The 16536-nt window shown below is 52.5% G+C and carries 19 protein-coding genes; 14 read left to right on the top strand and 5 right to left on the bottom strand.

Going from position 1 to position 16536, the window contains the following annotated elements:
• Window positions 1-20: 20 nt before the first annotated feature.
• From KIS77_01335 to ccoS, 4 genes are all read right to left on the bottom strand, one after another.
• Window positions 21-941 (bottom strand): c-type cytochrome, encoded by a 921-nt coding sequence (locus tag KIS77_01335; GenBank protein ID MCW5920956.1) that lies wholly within the window; start codon window positions 939-941, stop codon window positions 21-23.
• 202 nt (window positions 942-1143) lie between these two features.
• Complete coding sequence (locus KIS77_01330) at window positions 1144-1302, bottom strand: hypothetical protein (protein MCW5920955.1); 159 nt, start codon at window positions 1300-1302, stop codon at window positions 1144-1146.
• A gap of 53 nt (window positions 1303-1355) precedes the next feature.
• On the bottom strand, window positions 1356-3488 hold the full coding sequence (gene ccoN, locus KIS77_01325) for a cytochrome-c oxidase, cbb3-type subunit I (GenBank protein ID MCW5920954.1): 2133 nt from the start codon (window positions 3486-3488) through the stop codon (window positions 1356-1358).
• Between the two features lie 19 nt (window positions 3489-3507).
• Window positions 3508-3705, bottom strand: coding sequence for a cbb3-type cytochrome oxidase assembly protein CcoS (gene ccoS, locus KIS77_01320; GenBank protein ID MCW5920953.1), 198 nt, complete (start codon window positions 3703-3705; stop codon window positions 3508-3510).
• A gap of 265 nt (window positions 3706-3970) precedes the next feature.
• On the opposite strand from ccoS, the gene KIS77_01315 reads away from it, so the two are divergent.
• Entirely contained in the window at window positions 3971-4198 is a 228-nt protein-coding gene (locus KIS77_01315; protein ID MCW5920952.1) for a hypothetical protein, read from the top strand.
• A gap of 70 nt (window positions 4199-4268) precedes the next feature.
• Window positions 4269-4559 (top strand): hypothetical protein, encoded by a 291-nt coding sequence (locus tag KIS77_01310; GenBank protein MCW5920951.1) that lies wholly within the window; start codon window positions 4269-4271, stop codon window positions 4557-4559.
• 138 nt (window positions 4560-4697) lie between these two features.
• Here KIS77_01310 and KIS77_01305 read toward each other — a convergent pair whose 3' ends face one another.
• Window positions 4698-5129, bottom strand: coding sequence for an Rrf2 family transcriptional regulator (locus tag KIS77_01305; GenBank protein ID MCW5920950.1), 432 nt, complete (start codon window positions 5127-5129; stop codon window positions 4698-4700).
• Window positions 5130-5310: 181 nt separating this feature from the next.
• On the opposite strand from KIS77_01305, the gene KIS77_01300 reads away from it, so the two are divergent.
• From KIS77_01300 to KIS77_01245, 12 genes are all read left to right on the top strand, one after another.
• Window positions 5311-5778 carry a cytochrome c gene (locus KIS77_01300; protein MCW5920949.1) on the top strand — a complete coding sequence of 156 codons (468 nt, stop codon included), beginning with the start codon at window positions 5311-5313 and terminating at the stop codon, window positions 5776-5778.
• Between the two features lie 100 nt (window positions 5779-5878).
• The gene (gene nosZ, locus KIS77_01295) at window positions 5879-7879 is read left to right on the top strand and encodes a Sec-dependent nitrous-oxide reductase (GenBank protein MCW5920948.1); all 2001 of its coding nucleotides are present in this window, start codon (window positions 5879-5881) and stop codon (window positions 7877-7879) included.
• 79 nt (window positions 7880-7958) lie between these two features.
• Complete coding sequence (locus KIS77_01290) at window positions 7959-8993, top strand: nitrous oxide reductase accessory protein NosL (protein MCW5920947.1); 1035 nt, start codon at window positions 7959-7961, stop codon at window positions 8991-8993.
• Between the two features lie 104 nt (window positions 8994-9097).
• A complete protein-coding gene (locus KIS77_01285) occupies window positions 9098-9595 on the top strand; it encodes a heme-binding domain-containing protein (GenBank protein MCW5920946.1) in 498 nt (165 codons plus the stop codon).
• A gap of 122 nt (window positions 9596-9717) precedes the next feature.
• Window positions 9718-10950, top strand: a complete 1233-nt coding sequence (locus KIS77_01280; GenBank protein MCW5920945.1) for a nitrous oxide reductase family maturation protein NosD — start codon at window positions 9718-9720, stop codon at window positions 10948-10950.
• Window positions 10951-10954: 4 nt separating this feature from the next.
• A complete protein-coding gene (locus tag KIS77_01275; protein MCW5920944.1) occupies window positions 10955-11281 on the top strand; it encodes a cupin domain-containing protein in 327 nt (108 codons plus the stop codon).
• A gap of 35 nt (window positions 11282-11316) precedes the next feature.
• The gene (locus tag KIS77_01270; protein ID MCW5920943.1) at window positions 11317-11664 is read left to right on the top strand and encodes a hypothetical protein; all 348 of its coding nucleotides are present in this window, start codon (window positions 11317-11319) and stop codon (window positions 11662-11664) included.
• Window positions 11665-11708: 44 nt separating this feature from the next.
• The gene (locus tag KIS77_01265; protein MCW5920942.1) at window positions 11709-12272 is read left to right on the top strand and encodes a fasciclin domain-containing protein; all 564 of its coding nucleotides are present in this window, start codon (window positions 11709-11711) and stop codon (window positions 12270-12272) included.
• A gap of 49 nt (window positions 12273-12321) precedes the next feature.
• Window positions 12322-12969 (top strand): hypothetical protein, encoded by a 648-nt coding sequence (locus tag KIS77_01260; protein MCW5920941.1) that lies wholly within the window; start codon window positions 12322-12324, stop codon window positions 12967-12969.
• Window positions 12970-12973: 4 nt separating this feature from the next.
• Complete coding sequence (locus KIS77_01255) at window positions 12974-13690, top strand: ABC transporter ATP-binding protein (GenBank protein ID MCW5920940.1); 717 nt, start codon at window positions 12974-12976, stop codon at window positions 13688-13690.
• A gap of 116 nt (window positions 13691-13806) precedes the next feature.
• Entirely contained in the window at window positions 13807-14574 is a 768-nt protein-coding gene (locus KIS77_01250) for an ABC transporter permease subunit (GenBank protein MCW5920939.1), read from the top strand.
• A 298-nt stretch (window positions 14575-14872) separates the two neighbouring features.
• Window positions 14873-16399, top strand: a complete 1527-nt coding sequence (locus KIS77_01245; GenBank protein ID MCW5920938.1) for an AbgT family transporter — start codon at window positions 14873-14875, stop codon at window positions 16397-16399.
• Window positions 16400-16536 lie beyond the last annotated feature (137 nt).

Here is a 16536-nt window from a genome sequence, read left to right as displayed (position 1 = left end):
ATTCGATTGATGCGATTGGCTCATTCAACCGCCTTCTGTTCCGTTTCCTCTTTCCAGATTTCTCCCTGTGGCGCTTTGGGATTCGGCGGGTTGGTACCCTGCATGGTCAGAATATAACTGGCTACCTTTTGCATATCGGCAGGTTTCAGTTGCGATTGCCACGAAATCATGCCTTTCTCTGGCACACCATATTTGATGACCCTGAAAATGTTTTTGATGCCACCGCCATGTATCCAATACTCGTCGGTGAAGTTGGGGCCGACCGTGCCCTCCCCTTGTTGGCCATGACAGGCCGCGCACACGTTTTTGTAAATCAACTCGCCCTCGCCCAACGCGCTGGCATCGGTCAGCGCCGTCACGTTGCTCTCATCCACCGCGTCGGCCCGGCCCGCCAAAGCGATGGCACGCTCCTTCTTGGCCTTTTCCATTGATTTTTCATATTCCTCCGCCTGCGAAGGGCCGTTGCCGCCCCAATGGTAATACCACATATAGCCCACAGACCACACGATGGTCAAGATGAACATATTGACCCACCATGGCGGGAGGCGATTGTCGAGCTCGCGGATGCCATCGTAAGCATGGTGCATGGTGATTTCGCCTTCCCGCTCTATGGGCACGGCATCCTCCCAGTATTTCCTCCGCATCCGGGCCCAGAAATCATCGCCCCGAACAGCGACGGCTTCGGCTGCCTCGTCGGTCAGTGCCACGCCGCTTTTCTGTGCCTCTAGCGACACGACCCGCTTGTAGAGAAACTGATTGACTTTGACGACATAGACCATGGCCACTATGAAGAGCAACGCGCCAGCTATGAAGAGGAGCAAGGACATGATGTCTGGCAGCCCCTTTTGAGTGGTTGTGGCCGCCGATTGTGTTGCTTGACCCCATCCCATCAGGGGAATGGCCAAGAGTATGGCAAGGAGCAAAAGTTGTTTCGATTTCATTTTTCAAAAAATTGAAAAACAGGAAATTAGGTGAATTTTTAGAAGTTATTTGAGTTATTCTGTCGGAAGCAAAAAGAGCAGGCTTGCAAGGCAGACACAACCTTTTTTGAAGTTCATAGTGAGGTTATGGGCTGAGAAAAAGGTGAAGTATGCGTTGAAAAAATGCCCTTTTTGAGCTCATGAGAATAAATCAAACAACTTCTTAGTCTTCCAGCGGAAGATTCGCCATGCGCCGCGTGTCTTCTTTTTTGGTGAAAAAAGCGCGAACGACAGCAAAGCAAAATGTGCCAAAAAACAGCAGTAACGTGGCTATTCCAAACCACTGAATACCTGCCACAGATTCAAGGATGTATTTGTACATGACTTTGTTAAGTTTGAGTTGTTTGAGGGCTTGGCCGGGCAAGCCCTCAAACCCTATTTATCCACCTGTGGCTGCGCCTTGATGTCAGTGCCGAGCCGTTGTAGGTACGCGATGATGGCCGCCATTTCGGTGTTTTCTATGCCCTTGTCCTTCACGCCTTCGGCGGCAAGATTCCTCGCCACTTTTTGTGCTTGTTCTTGGGCATTGCCGATGGCATATTTTTCAAAATCGCGCGGATATGGCGTGCCGAGTTTGCGCAGTGCCGTGATTTTGGCAGGCAAATCACTCAGGTCGAGCGGTTGCTCGGCCAAGTGCGGATAAGCAGGCATGATGGAGCCGGGCGACATGGAAGTCGGGTCAATCATGTGATTGTAGTGCCAGCTATCCGGGTACCTGCCGCCTTCGCGCATCAAGTCGGGGCCAGTGCGTTTGCTGCCCCACAAGAATGGGCGGTCATAGATGTACTCGCCTGATTTGGAGTATTCGCCGTAGCGTTCCGTTTCGGAGCGGAAGGGGCGAATCATTTGCGAGTGACAGCCCACGCAACCTTCTTTGATATAAATATCACGACCCGTCAGTTCGAGCGGGGTATAAGGCTGCACGGTAGAGATTTTAGGCACCTGATTTTCGATGAACACCATCGGTATGATTTGGACGATGCCTCCAATGGCGATAAGAACGGTGCTCCACAGCAACATCTGCATCGGGCGGCCTTCTATCCAGCGGTGCCAGTATTGGCCTGTTGCTGGCGCGAGATGCTTCTCGCGTGCGGGAGCCTCAGCAGGCTCGTTGGCAAGGAAGGTGCCTTGTTGCGCTGTCTTGAACAGATTGTAAACACCAATCAAGACGCTCACGAAGAACAAGGTGCCACCCACCGCACGCATTATGTACATAGGCATGATTTGCGTCACGGTGTCGAGGAAGTTGCCCCAAGCCAAAGTGCCTTCAGGCGTGAATTCTTTCCACATCAGCGCCTGCGTCCAGCCTGCCCAATAAAGCGGCACCGCGTAGATGACGATACCCAATGTGCCAAGCCAGAAGTGGGTGTTTGCCAAATTGGTGGAGTATAGTTGGGTGCGGTACATACGCGGCCACAACCAGTAAAGTACGCCAAAGGTGAGGAAGCCGTTCCAGCCCAACGCGCCCACATGGACGTGGGCGATGGTCCAGTCCGTGAAGTGACTAATGGCGTTCACCGTTTTGATGGAAAGCATCGGCCCCTCAAACGTGGCCATACCATACGCGGTGACTGCCACCACCATAAATTTCAGCACAGGGTCTTGCCGTACCCTATCCCATGCGCCACGCAGCGTGAGCAGACCATTGAGCATACCGCCCCACGACGGCGCAATCAGCATGATGCTGAACACCGTGCCAAGCGACTGCACCCAATCGGGCATGGACGAATACAACAGGTGGTGCGGCCCCGCCCAGATATAGATGAAAATCAGCGCCCAGAAGTGAATGATGGAAAGTTTGTAAGAATAAACCGGGCGATTGGCGGCCTTCGGCAGGAAGTAGTACATCATGCCGAGGTAGGGGGTGGTCAGAAAGAACGCCACCGCGTTGTGACCATACCACCACTGCACCAACGCCTCCTGCACGCCCGAAAACACAGGGTAGCTCAGCGTCCACGTCACGGGCAGTTCAAAACTCCGCACGATGTGCAACACCGCAACCGTCACCCATGTAGCGATGTAAAACCAAATCGCCACATACAAATGATTTTCCCGGCGCGTCAGAATGGTGCCAAACATATTCACCCCGAACACGACCCATATCAGCGTGATGAGAATATCGAGCGGCCAAATCAGTTCGGAATACTCGCCGCTCGTGGTGAAGCCCATCGGCAACGTGACGGCGGCGCACGCAATGATAACTTGCCACCCCCAGAAATGAATCCATGAGAGCGTGTCGCTCCACATTCTCGCTTTTAGCAAGCGTTGCAGCGAGTAATAGACGCCCATGAAAATACCATTGCCCACGAAGGCAAAAATCACGGCGTTCGTGTGCAAGGGGCGCAAGCGACCAAACGTAAGGTAAGGCCCCAAGTTCAAAGAAGGATAGATGAGCTGCAGCGCGATAATCAGCCCTACCAGCATGCCCACCACCCCAAAGATGAACGAGGCCATCCCAAAGGCTCGCACAATTTTGTTGTCGTACTGGAATTGTTGAACGTTACTCATAGAGATTGAGATAATTAGGTCAGTTCTTCGCTTTTTCGCCAGTGGTCACGGGTTCATGCTGCTCTTCCGCTTCGGGAGCCGCGTCGTCGAAAAGTATCCGCACCGACGGCGTGTAGTCATCGTCGAATTGGCCCGCACGCGCGGCCCACAGATAGACGAGCAGAAACCCCGCCGCAAGCAGCAGGCTGATGAGGATGAGCAAAAGCATGATTTTCATGTTCCCGGCGAGTCTTTTTTCTGAAATCGGGTGCAAGATGCGTGGGCGGAACATCGCGGCATGATGACTTGCGTCAAGGGTAAGGGTGATATTGGTCGGGCCTCTTTTGGTTCAAAAAGTGAGAAACGATTCCAAATACCTGATTTTCAGAAAATTCCTTTTTGTAGAGAGGGAAAACATGACGAGGGTCAAAAATATCGCTGACCTCAGTCATGGCATTTCGACAAATTTTTCCCTTATTTTTGCAAAAAACAGCAGCCTAACCATGAGTAACACAGCCTACTACTTACACACCACACGCCATGTGACCAAACGCGCGAGCGCTTCTGCCCCATCCGAAACAGACCTGACCATTCCATCCGAAGGCGCATCCCACGAAAGCGCCCTTCAAAAGAAGATGCCCCCGTTCAAGGGCGGCGGCATCCTGCTAAAGCCGCGTCCCTTTTATGTGCGAAATCACGAACTGACCTTGCGAGAGTTTGACATTTTTTGACTACTTTTGGGGAAAATTCCAGCGTGATTCGCATTTCCCTCCTTATCCGTTTTTTCAAAAACCGTCGACCATGCGAACTATACAACAAAACATTGATGATTGGCTCCGCAGCGAAGCACACGTCGTAGCGGGTTCCCCCTTCCACTATCAGAATCTATCCTGTGTGCCAGTCGTGTCCGAACACCATGCACACGACACGGAAACACCCATCGGTTTCCTGCTCACGCACGGCACAGATGTCGCGTTCGTGGACGCACACACGCCTGAGGGTGAAAGCATCATGGCCGTGTGGACGAAAACACACATACTCGAAGTGATGGAGGAGAGGCAGGAGCTGCCTGCCGAATGCTGGTATGGGTAAGCGCATGCGGGGAAATCTTCCCGGAGAAAGCCATGAAGCATATCCCGTGCGGACTTCTGAAAAAACTATCCCTACGCTCCCATCGTCAGACTTAATGTCTACCGATATGCGTCGATATGCGTCATTGCTTGTGAGCAATCAACGCACCAGAAAGGTGTCGCCCGACACCACACCCTCCACCAGCATGGACACAGTTTTTTGCGCCATTATTTGAAGCATCCCGTCGCGGCACCGGGCAAAATCGTCGTGCAGAGGGCAAGGATACGCAGCGTTGCATCGCTTGATGCCCAGCGCACATTGGCTGAAGACGAGATTCCCATCCGTGATTCTCAAAATATCGGTCAACACCGTTTTTCCTGTCTTTGCATTGGCATAAAAGCCGCCGTGCGGCCCTTTGACAGAGTCAACCACCCCGTGTCGCACGAGGTCTTGCATGATTTTTCCGAGAAAATGGTGAGGCACATCAAGCGCCTGCGAAAGTTCCTGCAACCCCACTTTGTTGCCGTCGTTCCCGTGAATAGTGACGAACGTGACAGCCCGCAACGCATAGCCGAAAGTTTTGGAGAACATAAAACCAAGCAATTTTCGGAGGCAAAATTAGCCCAAAAACAAGATTTCGCTTGCATGACGCAAATCAAGCCCTTAGGTGACGCACCTCATCAACCTTCCTGTGTGCTTGCCAATACTTTTGTCAATAAAAAGAGTTGACACTCTTTATTTCTTTTTTCATCACAGCAACACCTATCTTACTATGTCTGGCAAAGCAACTCTCTTCACCGCGTTTTTGCTCCTTGCGTTTTTTGCCTGCACCTCTAAAAAAGAGGCTGAGGAAAAAGCAAAAAAATCACCGACCGCCTCGGAGCTCGCCATTCCGCAACCCGAAGTACATGGCACCGAAATCAAATCCGTGGAACTCACCAACCCGCTCAAATCAGAATGGGTATCAACAGGCAAAAGCATTTACGAGACCAAGTGTCTCGCCTGCCACAAACTCACCGACGAGCGTGTCGTAGGCCCCGGCTGGGCAGGTGTCACGAAAAAACGCCAACCCGTTTGGATAATGAACATGATTACCAACGTGGACATGATGCTCGAAACAGATGCCGAGGCGCAGAAAATGCTTGAGGAGTGTCTTGTGCGGATGCCCAACCAAAACGTGTCCGAAGAAGACGCACGCAAAATCCTCGAATTCATGCGCTCCAACGACGGAGAAAAATAAAGGGGCAGAGGATGGAAGGTAGAGGGTATTCCCCAAGCCACCGCCTCCTACCCTCCACCTTCTACCTTCCACCACCATAACTATTCAAACATCATTTTTTATGAAACACCGACATCTTGTTCTCTTCATAACAGCCGCCCTGACGCTGCCCGTTCTGTTGTCGTCGCCCGGCTGCAAACCTCAAAATCCCACATCCGCCGTCGAGGGCGATGCCGCCTCCAAGGTCTATGTGGCACCGGGAAAGCACGATGAGTTCTATAACATCGTTTCTGGCGGTTTCAATGGTCAGGTAAGTGTCTATGGCATCCCTTCTGGGCGCTTGTTCCGCATCATCCCGGTTTTCTCGCTCAACCCCGAAAGCGGATGGGGATTCAGCGAGGAGACCAAGCCCATGCTCAACACCTCGCATGGCTTTGTGCCCTGGGACGATACCCACCACATCGCCCTCTCCACCACCAATGGCGAGCACGACGGCCGCTGGGCTTTCGTGAACGGGAACAATACGCCGCGCATCGCCCGCATCAGCCTTGCCACCTTCCGCACCGAGGAAATCATCGAAATTCCGAACAGCTCCGGCAACCACTCCTCCCCTTTCCTGACGGAAAACTCAGAGTACGCCGTGGCAGGCACTCGTTTCTCTTATCCACTCGACGACAAGGAATCAAACCCCGACGTGCCCATCAGCACCTACAAACAGAATTTCAAAGGCACCGTCTCCTTCGTAGGCATTGACAAGGAAACCGGGCACATGAATGTCGCCTTCCAAGTATTGCTTCCGGGTGTCAATTTCGACTTGGCCCGCTGCGGTCGCGGCCCTTCACACGATTGGTTCTTCTTCTCTTGCTACAACACCGAGCTGGCCAGCACCTTGCTTGAGGTGAATGCCTCGCAAAAAGACAAGGATTTCGTGATGGCCGTCAACTGGAAAAAATGCGAAGAATACGTGAAGGCCGGAAAAGGCAAAAAGTCAAAAGTCCGCTACGCGCACAACGTCTTTGACGAAAAGACACACACAGGCACGTCGACCATCAAAGACGAAGTAGTCGTGCTTGACCCCAACGAACTCAAAGACATCGTGTACTTCGTTCCCTGCCCGAAATCGCCACATGGCTGCGACGTGGACCCATCTGGGGAATTCATTTGCGCCTCTGGCAAATTGGCCGCCGTGATTCCCGTTTTTTCGTTTAGCAAAATGCAAAAGGCTATCGCTGACAAAAACTTTGAAGGCGAATTTGAGGGAATCCCCGTGTTGAAGTACGATGCGGTGCTGCATGGCGAAGTGAAAAAACCGGGACTTGGCCCGTTGCACACGGAGTTCGACGGCAAAGGCTTTGCTTACACCTCATTCTTCGTCTCTTCAGAAATCGTGAAATGGGACATCGAAAAACTCGAAGTCGTTGACCGCGTGCCGACTTATTATTCCATCGGCCACCTCAGCGTGCCGGGCGGCCCCACTCGCAAGCCACACGGCAAGTATGTGATTGCTTACAACAAAATCACCAAAGACCGCTACTTGCCCACCGGACCTGAACTGACGCAATCTGCCCAACTGTATGATATTTCGGGCGACAAAATGAAACTTCTGCTCGACTTCCCAACCACCGGCGAGCCGCACTACGCCGAAGCAATACCTGCCAGTTTGGTGGCACCCAAATCGGTCAAAATCTTCAAAATCGAGGAGAACAACCACCCCTATGTGGCGAAAGGCGAAAAAGAGGCGAGGGTATTCCGCGAAGGCAACAAAGTGCATGTGCTGATGACCTCCATCCGTTCGCACTTCACACCCGACAACATCGAAGGCGTGAAAATGGGCGACGAGGTCTATTTCCACGTCACCAACCTCGAACAGGACTGGGACGTGCCGCACGGCTTCGCGGTGAAAGGCGCCAACAACGCCGAAATCCTCATCATGCCCGGCGAAACCTGCACACTCAAATGGGTGCCCGACCGCACGGGCGTGTTCCCCATCTATTGCACCGACTTCTGCTCGGCGCTCCACCAAGAAATGCAAGGCTATGTGCGCGTGTCGCCGCGTGGCTCCAATGTGCCGCTCACTTACAGCACCGGCAACAAAGCCGAGCCAACAGGCGAAGCGAAGTAACTACTTTTTGGGGATTTGTTTATTTGGGGATTTGTAAGCGCCAAATAAACAAATCCCCAAATCCACAAATCCACAACTCATGACTCTTAGCAAAACAACCCGTATCGCAATGGGTGTGGCGAGCCTATCGCTCATCGTCGCCTACTTCGTGCCGCTCTGGCAGATATTGCTTTGGGCACCACAATATCCAGAAGGGCTGACCATGAAGATATGGACAGACAATCTGACAGGGCAGGTGGATATCATCAATGGCTTGAACCATTATATCGGCATGAAGCATATCAGCGTGGAAATGTTCCCCGAGTTCAAATACATAGGCCCCCTGATTGGCTTCCTAATCGCGGTGGGGCTGACGGTGGCGGTATTGGGCAATTCGCGCATCTTGCTGTTTTTCGTGATTCTGTCATATACTTATGGAGCAGCGGCACTGTGGTCGTTCTGGCGTTGGGGCTACGACTACGGCCACAATCTCGACCCCAATGCGGCCATCAAGGTCCCGGATATGTCGTATCAGCCGCCGTTGATTGGCTATAAAAACTTGCTCAATTTCACCTCCTATTCTGGCCCCGACATAGGGGCGTGGGTCATCATCGCGGTTTGCTTACTGGCGACCGCACTTTGGGGATGGGAATTTTTCAAACATAAAAAAAAGATACGGATGCAACACACCACAGCAAGCGCCACAGCCGCCATCTTTGGCTTATTCGCCCTTCTGTCATTCACCACTTGCGCCATTGGCCCAGAGCCGATACGCTATGGGCAGGACGAGTGTTTCCATTGCAAAATGACATTGACCGACAAGCGATTTGGCACCGAAGTCGTGACAAAGAAGGGCAAAGTGTACAAATTCGACGACCTCAACTGCTTGGTCAATTTTCTGAGAGAAGGCAGCGTGCCCGAAGCCAACATCGCTCAAGTGGTCGCAGTTGATTTCAAAAAAATGGGGGCTTTTGTGGATGTTCACCAAGCGTTTTTTCTTCAAAACGATGCGCTCAAAAGCCCGATGCGTGCCGATATCGCAAGCTTTTCGGACAAAAAAGATTTGGAGGCAGTGAAGGCGGAAGTCGGCGGGGGAAAGGATATGACTTGGGCGGAGGTGCAGGGAAGTTTTTGATTGAGTCCGCATCAAAGCATCACTGGTCGGCGTGACAAAGGTCATTGCCTGCGAATGGATGTTCCCGTTATTTTGAAGCGTTCATTTCAAAAAACTCAATCAAAATGCTCAAAAAAATCGCGTGGGCAGTGGCAGGGCTTTTCGTGCTCATCCAACTCATCAGACCTGACCAAAAGAATCCTGTCGTTGATTCGACGGTTGACTTTCAGAACGTCGCCAACCCGCCGACCGAAGTGCTTTCGATTTTGAAGGATGCGTGCTACGATTGCCACTCATTCGAGACCAAGTACCCTTGGTACAGCAAAATAGCCCCCGTTTCGCGGTGGCTTGCAAACCACATCGCGGAAGGGCGCGAGCATCTGAATTTCTCCGAGTTTGGCAAACTCGGGGGCGAAGACCTCGCCGACTTAATGGAAGAAGTTCCTGAAACAGTGCAAGAAGGTGAAATGCCTTTGCCGAGTTATACTTGGGCGGGGCTCCACCCTAAAGCCAATCTTTCAAGCACCCAACGCAATGTGCTGATTCAGTGGTTCAATGCAAATGGCAGCGGCGAACGTGCCGGGGATAGAGGCGAAGAAGGCAAGGGAAAAGCAAAAGACTGATTTTTCACAGAAGCTTAGACAGGGGCAGCGCCCCGGAATGTGCTTCGGAGTGCTGCCGCCGCTCGAGCAGCTACGATTTTTCTATTTCCCACAAATAAGTCTGTGGGAGAAAAACGCTAAAAATGAAATTTACCACTTTCGCCATACTGCTGTTTTTTACCGCCAACCTCCCAGCCGCCCAGCTCCATGTCGGCGCCGACCTACCCTATCCGACTATCCGTGTGGCTTTGGAAAAAGCTGCGGCTGGCGACACGATTGTCGTGCACCCCGGCGTCTACACCGAAGGCAACTTGACCATTGACAAACCGCTGACCCTTGTAGGACTCGACTACCCCGTGCTGGATGGTCAGCATCGTTATGAGGTGCTCACCGTCACCGCTTCAAACGTGACTGTCCGGGGCTTTGAAATCCGCAATACCGGCCAACTGAGCACGATTGATTTGGCAGGCATCAAAGTATTGTCCGCCAGCAACGTGCTGATTGAAAACAACCGCTTGCGCGACTGCAACTTTGCCATTTACCTATCCGACACCAAAGATGGGCGTGTGAGCCGCAACGATATTCGCGGCATTCTGAAAGAAGAGCAAAACAGCGGAAATGGAATCCACCTGTGGAAAGGCTCGAATGCCCTCATCGAGGCAAACCACATCAGTGGCCACCGCGACGGCATCTATTTCGAGTTTGTGTCCGACTCCGAGATTCGAGACAACACCAGCGAGGCCAACCTCCGCTATGGCTTGCACTTCATGTTTTCGCACAACGACCGTTACCTCCGCAACATCTTTCGGAACAACGGCGCAGGTGTGGCAGTCATGTATTCGCGGCAAGTGCAGATGCTCGAAAACCAATTTGCCGAAAATTGGGGGAGCTCGGCGTATGGCCTTTTGCTCAAAGACATCTCGGACAGCCATATTCGCAAAAACACCTTCGAGCGCAACTCAGCGGCAGTGTATATGGAAGGCGCAAGCCGCATCACAATGGAGCAAAATCACTTCCGCGAGAACGGATGGGCACTCAGGGTGCAAGCCAGCTGCGATGCCAACATCGTGCGTCAAAACAACTTTTTTGGCAACTCTTTCGACGTGGCGACCAACGGACACACGGTGCTCAACACCTTCGAAGGCAATTATTGGGACAAGTACGAAGGCTACGACCTCAACCGCGACGGGGTGGGCGATGTGCCGTTCCGACCGGTGAGCCTCTATGCCGTCGTGGTGGAAAGAATGCCCTTCGGCCTCATGCTATTGCGAAGTTTTATGGTGTATCTGCTCGACAGGGCGGAAAAAATCATCCCGTCGCTGACACCCGAACAACTGATGGATAAAGAACCTGCCATGCGGCCACTCTCAACTTGAAATCATGGAAAACACACCCGCACAACCTGAAACAGGAATCGCAATCCAACTAACCGACCAACTGGATTTCAGACCCGATAAATTCAATAGCAAGGTGCTATTCCGGGAAGAAGGGTTCAGCCTCACCCTATTCGCCTTGTTGGAAGGGCAAGAAATCCCGGAACATAAAACCCCGCGCAATGCCTACCTGCAATGCCTCGAAGGCGAGGCGACGGTGACCATCGGTGGCATCGCGCGCACGCTGAAAAAAGGTGATATTGTTCTGATGCCAAAAGAGGTCATGCACGGAGTGAGGGTGTCGAAAAAAACAAAGTTGATGTTGCTGAAATGATGACGGCAATTCACTCATTTTCAAAAATTTGAACCATGACGACGCGCGAAAAATACCTGCTCTGGTCGCCCCGAATCATCGCCATAGCCTTTGCCGGGCTGCTCGCTTTGTTTGCCCTCGATGCGTTCAAGATAGACAAATCATTGGCCGACCAATTCGGCGATTTTGTCGTGCACCTGTTGCCAGCAGGGGTCACCATCGGCAGTTTGGCAGTCGCGTGGAGACATCGGTTGTTCGGGGGCATCCTATTCCTGTTTTTAGGCATCGTGTTCACCTTTCACTTCGGTGCGGCGCAAAATATCTACAACTTCCTGCTGATTTCGGCACCGCTGTTTGCCGCAGGAGCCTTGTTCCTTTTGTCGGCCATGCAGCAATCCGAATAACACTACTCCCTATTTTCATTTTTTCAAAATAAAAAAGCAGTCGTATGAAAATCAATATCTTGGTTTCCGCTCTGTTCGGCGCGATGTTGGTGATTGGGTTCACCAACTGCACCGGCACCTCTTCCGACCAAAAAGCCACCACTACCGATGCTGCTGTGCCTGCTGGAGGCGGCCAATCCGCCGTGCAGGATGATGTGTCGCAAAAAGACGTGGTGAAAGTCGCCGTCGGCAGCCCCGACCACACCACGCTGGTGGCCGCCGTGAAAGCCGCCGAACTTGTGGACGTGCTCTCCAACGCAGGGCCTTTCACCGTATTCGCACCGACCAACGCAGCTTTTGACAAACTGCCTCCCGGCACCGTGGAAGGTTTGTTGAAGCCGGATAAAAAAGATGCCCTGGCAGATGTGCTGCAATACCACGTCGCGGTCGCGGTCTATAAAACAGAAATGCTCCATGACGGGCAAGTGATTCCGATGGCCAACGACGGCAAAGTCACCATCGGCGTGAAAGATGGCAAAATCACCGTCAATGGTGCCAACATCTTGGCCTCCGTGCCAGCCTCTAATGGCATCGTCCATGTGATTGACGAGGTGTTGCTTCAGAAATAAATTGGGTTGATGAGGGTTGATGAGGGTTGATGAAGGTTGATAAAAGTTTATGAGGACTTATCAGCGTAATTTTTTCATCAACCCTCATCAACCCTCATCAACCCTCATCAACCCTCATCAACCTTCATCAACCTTCATCAACCTTCATCAACCCTCATCAACCTTCATCAACCTTCATCAACCCTTATCAACCCTCATCAACCCTCATCAACCTTCATCAACCCTCATCAACCCTCATCAACCTTCATCAACCTTCATCAACCCTCATCAACCCTCATCAACCCTCATCAACCCTCATCAACCTTCATCAACCCTCATCAACCCTCATCAACCCTCATCAACCCTCATCAACCCTCATCAACCCTCATCAACCCTCATCAACCCTCATCAACCCTCATCAACCCTCATCAACCCTCATCAACCTTCATCAACCCTCATCAACCCTCATCAACCCTCATCAACCCTCATCAACCCTCATCAACCCTCACCAACCCTCATCAACCCTCACCAACCCTCATCAACCCTCATCAACCCTCATCAACCCTCATCAACCCTCATCAACCCTCACCAACCCTCATCAACTCTCATCAACCCTCATCAACCCTCATCAACCCTCATCAACCCTCACCAACCCTCATCAACCCTCACCAACCCTCATCAACCCTCATCAACCCTCATCAACCCTCATCAACTTTAACAAAATGCTCGAATCCATCCGACTCACCAAGTCCTTCGGCAAAATGAAAGCCCTCGACGGCATCAGCGTCCGCATGGACGCGGGGCAAGCCATATCGCTCGTGGGGCCAAACGGCTCCGGGAAAACGACTTTTCTCAAATGCTTGCTTGGCCTTGTCATTCCTGACAGCGGCGACGTGACGCTCAACGGCGAACCCATCCTCGGCCATTGGGACTACCGGCGGCACATCGGCTATATGCCCCAAATCGGGCGCTACCCCGACAATATGCGCGTCGGGCAATTGTTCGATATGGTGCGGGAAATCCGGCGCGGCACGTTCAGTCGGGTGGACGACGACCTGATGCGGGCCTATGAAGTGGAAAAATTTGAGAACAAAACGATGCGCACGCTCTCCGGCGGCACCCGCCAAAAAGTGAGCGCCTGCCTCGCTTTTCTCTTTGACCCGGATGTGCTGATTCTGGACGAGCCGACCGCCGGACTCGACCCGTTGGCCTCTGAATTGTTGAAAGAAAAAGTATTGGCCGAAAAAAAGAAAGGCAAACTGGTGCTGGTCACCTCTCACATTCTCAGCGATTTAGAGGAACTGACAACCGATGTGATGTATATCATAGAGGGCAAGGTCCAGTTTTATCAGCCCATCGAAGATTTGAAAGCCCGCACGGGCGAAGACAGACTCAACCGCGCACTGGCACAAGTAATGAAACAAAATACCGCAGCATGAAAACGACCGAAACGTTCATCGGCTTGGCGAATCCAAGTCGTCCGACCGATATACGCCAAGCAATGGCCTCGAAGCGCTCAGACGGCTTGGAGTCGTCAGGCCGCAAAAACGCGCCTATGTTCCGCATCGTCAAATACGTCCTTTACGACATTCTCCAAAACCGCATCGTCATTGGTTACACGCTGTTCCTGCTGGCGGTGTCATTTGGAGTGTTCAACCTTAGCGACGCTCCCACCAAAGGCTTGGTAAGCCTGCTCAATATCGCGTTAATCGTCACTCCATTGGTGAGCATCGTGTTCGCCACCATTCATTTTTACAACTCTTATGAGTTCATCGAATTGCTGGCTGCCCAACCCATTCGGCGGAGCGTCATCGTGTGGAGCGAGTTTTGGGGACTGACATTGGCACTGAGCATGGCGGTGGCAGTAGGCATGGGCCTGCCGATATTTCTTTTCACACCGAACGCCACCGGACTTTCGCTTTTGGCAGCAGCCATTGGGCTTACGGTCGTGTTTGTCTCTATCGCGATGTTGGCCTCTGTCGCCACACGCGACAAGGCAAAGGGAATCGGCGTGGCGCTGCTGTTGTGGTTTTTCTTTTCACTGCTCTACGATGCGCTGCTACTATTCTTGATGTTTTCATTTGCCGACTATCCGTTGGAAAAAGCCATGCTCGCCTTTGTTTCCTTGAATCCGATTGACCTTGCCCGCGTGGTCGTTCTGTTGCAAATGGACATCTCGGCACTCATGGGCTACACTGGGGCATTGTTCCGGGAATTCCTCGGCACGGGCTGGGGCATCGCTTTTGCGGCAGCGGTGTTGTTGCTGTGGGCGGCCTTGCCGATGTGGTGGGCGGTGCGAATTTTTAAGCGAAAGGATTTGTAAGACTTTTGGCACGCCGTCACCTAAATTTCGCCACGAAGGCACAAAACTTTATCAATCAATTCCTTGGGGTCTGTGTCTTTGAGGCAAAAATGATAAAATTGACACCTCGCGCCGCCAAGTTCTCAACATAGACGAAGTCCTGATTCATTCAAAATCGAGGACATCATCATGGTGAACTGATAAATCCTGGCAAATCAAGGCATGAAAGGCTTTACCCTGATTTTTTTTCGTCAAGAGCGCCCAAGTCGAAAGCGGCTCCTACATTTGAGCCCAACAAAAGAACGAAACGCTCAACTTGATGAAAAAGAACGGTAGCGGCTGGGTCAGCCGATTTCTGAACATCGTGGAACGCCTCGGCAATGCTTTGCCGCATCCTGCCACCCTTTTTGCGGGCTTCGCCATTTTTGTGATTCTCCTGAGTTGGTTTTTGAGCCTTTTCAACCTGACGGTGACGCATCCCGGCACGGGCAAAGATATTGCGGTGGTCAATCTCGTCTCAGCGGAAGGGCTGCATCGCATCCTGACGAACATGATTGGCAATTTCACAGGCTTCGCGCCTTTGGGCACGGTGCTGGTGTCGCTTTTGGGCATCGGCATTGCCGAAGGCACGGGGCTGATTGGCACTGCGTTGCGCCTGATTGTCCTGAAATCGCCAGCCCGCTTGCTCACGCTGGTCATCGTGTTTGCAGGCGTGATGTCCAACACGGCCAGCGAGGTAGGCTATGTGCTGTTGGTTCCGTTGTCGGCCATCATCTTTTTGGCGGCAGGGCGGCATCCTTTGGCGGGTTTGGCGGCGGCGTTCGCGGGCGTGTCGGGCGGCTATAGTGCCAATCTGTTGTTGGGCACCATTGACCCGCTCTTGGCAGGCTTGTCGCAAGAGGCTGCGCGGATTATTTCACCAGAATACACCATCAACCCCGCTTGCAATTACTATTTCATGGCAGTTTCCACTTTCCTGATTACGTTTTTGGGCGCGTGGGTGACGGAGCGGGTGGTGGAGCCGCGATTGGGCAAATACGAGGGCAGCGAGCAACCGGAGGAAATCAAGCCTTTGGATTCGTCCGAACAGCGTGGGTTGTGGTTTGCGCTTGTGGCGGCGGTATTGTTCACGGCGCTCATCCTTGGCGGATTGATTCCAGAAGGCGGCTATTTGCGCAACCCTGAAACAGGCGAAATCCTGAAATCGCCCTTTATGTCGGGGATCGTGGCTTTGTTGTTTTTGGGAGCCGCATTCGTGGGTATCGCCTACGGCATCGGCGCCCGTACGGTGAAAAGTGATGCCGATGTGATGAAAGGCATGGCCAAGAGCATGGAAACCCTCGGCTCCTACATTGTGCTGGTGTTTTTTGCCGCACAGTTTGTGGCCTATTTCAACTGGACCAATATCGGGCTGGTGGTGGCGGTGAAGGGTGCCGATGCGTTGCGCGCCTCCGGGCTTGGCCCTATCCCGCTGATGATAGCCTTTGTATGTGTGTCGGCCACCATCAATCTCGTGATGGGCAGCGCCTCGGCCAAGTGGGCGATTATGGCGCCCGTGTTTATCCCCATGTTCATGCTGCTGGGTTACTCGCCAGAGTTCACACAGGCTGCTTATCGAGTAGGCGACAGCATCACGAACATCATCTCGCCCATGATGTCTTATTTCGCGCTCATTGTAGCCTTTATCCAGCGATACGACAGCCGTGCGGGCATCGGCACGGTGGTGTCCACCATGCTCCCATACACGGTGGTGTTTTTCATCGGGTGGGTGCTCCTCCTGATTGTCTGGATTTTGTTGGATTTGCCATTGGGTTTTGGGGCGGGTTTGTTTTTGACGACAAATTGAACCACAAGCACAACTCCTGAATTTTTTGATTTTCGGCTAAAATGTTGCCGCGCTTGCAACAGGCGTGAACAGTGGAGAGTCGAATGAACGCGCGGGGCAAGCCAAGCCAGCATACCACATTTTACGCCTTCTCGAAA

The organism is Saprospiraceae bacterium (assembly GCA_026129545.1).
GTDB lineage: Bacteria > Bacteroidota > Bacteroidia > Chitinophagales > Saprospiraceae > M3007.
Note: the sequence above shows the minus strand (reverse complement) of the source record. Positions and strands in the feature narration are given on the sequence as shown.

Coding starts and splice junctions, on each gene's coding strand:
- KIS77_01335 (MCW5920956.1), bottom strand. CDS start 941: ATGAAATCGAAACAACTTTTGCTCCTTGCCATACTCTTGGCCATTCCC.
- KIS77_01330 (MCW5920955.1), bottom strand. CDS start 1,302: ATGTACAAATACATCCTTGAATCTGTGGCAGGTATTCAGTGGTTTGGA.
- ccoN (MCW5920954.1), bottom strand. CDS start 3,488: ATGAGTAACGTTCAACAATTCCAGTACGACAACAAAATTGTGCGAGCC.
- ccoS (MCW5920953.1), bottom strand. CDS start 3,705: ATGAAAATCATGCTTTTGCTCATCCTCATCAGCCTGCTGCTTGCGGCG.
- KIS77_01315 (MCW5920952.1), top strand. CDS start 3,971: ATGAGTAACACAGCCTACTACTTACACACCACACGCCATGTGACCAAA.
- KIS77_01310 (MCW5920951.1), top strand. CDS start 4,269: ATGCGAACTATACAACAAAACATTGATGATTGGCTCCGCAGCGAAGCA.
- KIS77_01305 (MCW5920950.1), bottom strand. CDS start 5,129: ATGTTCTCCAAAACTTTCGGCTATGCGTTGCGGGCTGTCACGTTCGTC.
- KIS77_01300 (MCW5920949.1), top strand. CDS start 5,311: ATGTCTGGCAAAGCAACTCTCTTCACCGCGTTTTTGCTCCTTGCGTTT.
- nosZ (MCW5920948.1), top strand. CDS start 5,879: ATGAAACACCGACATCTTGTTCTCTTCATAACAGCCGCCCTGACGCTG.
- KIS77_01290 (MCW5920947.1), top strand. CDS start 7,959: ATGACTCTTAGCAAAACAACCCGTATCGCAATGGGTGTGGCGAGCCTA.
- KIS77_01285 (MCW5920946.1), top strand. CDS start 9,098: ATGCTCAAAAAAATCGCGTGGGCAGTGGCAGGGCTTTTCGTGCTCATC.
- KIS77_01280 (MCW5920945.1), top strand. CDS start 9,718: ATGAAATTTACCACTTTCGCCATACTGCTGTTTTTTACCGCCAACCTC.
- KIS77_01275 (MCW5920944.1), top strand. CDS start 10,955: ATGGAAAACACACCCGCACAACCTGAAACAGGAATCGCAATCCAACTA.
- KIS77_01270 (MCW5920943.1), top strand. CDS start 11,317: ATGACGACGCGCGAAAAATACCTGCTCTGGTCGCCCCGAATCATCGCC.
- KIS77_01265 (MCW5920942.1), top strand. CDS start 11,709: ATGAAAATCAATATCTTGGTTTCCGCTCTGTTCGGCGCGATGTTGGTG.
- KIS77_01260 (MCW5920941.1), top strand. CDS start 12,322: ATGAGGACTTATCAGCGTAATTTTTTCATCAACCCTCATCAACCCTCA.
- KIS77_01255 (MCW5920940.1), top strand. CDS start 12,974: ATGCTCGAATCCATCCGACTCACCAAGTCCTTCGGCAAAATGAAAGCC.
- KIS77_01250 (MCW5920939.1), top strand. CDS start 13,807: ATGTTCCGCATCGTCAAATACGTCCTTTACGACATTCTCCAAAACCGC.
- KIS77_01245 (MCW5920938.1), top strand. CDS start 14,873: ATGAAAAAGAACGGTAGCGGCTGGGTCAGCCGATTTCTGAACATCGTG.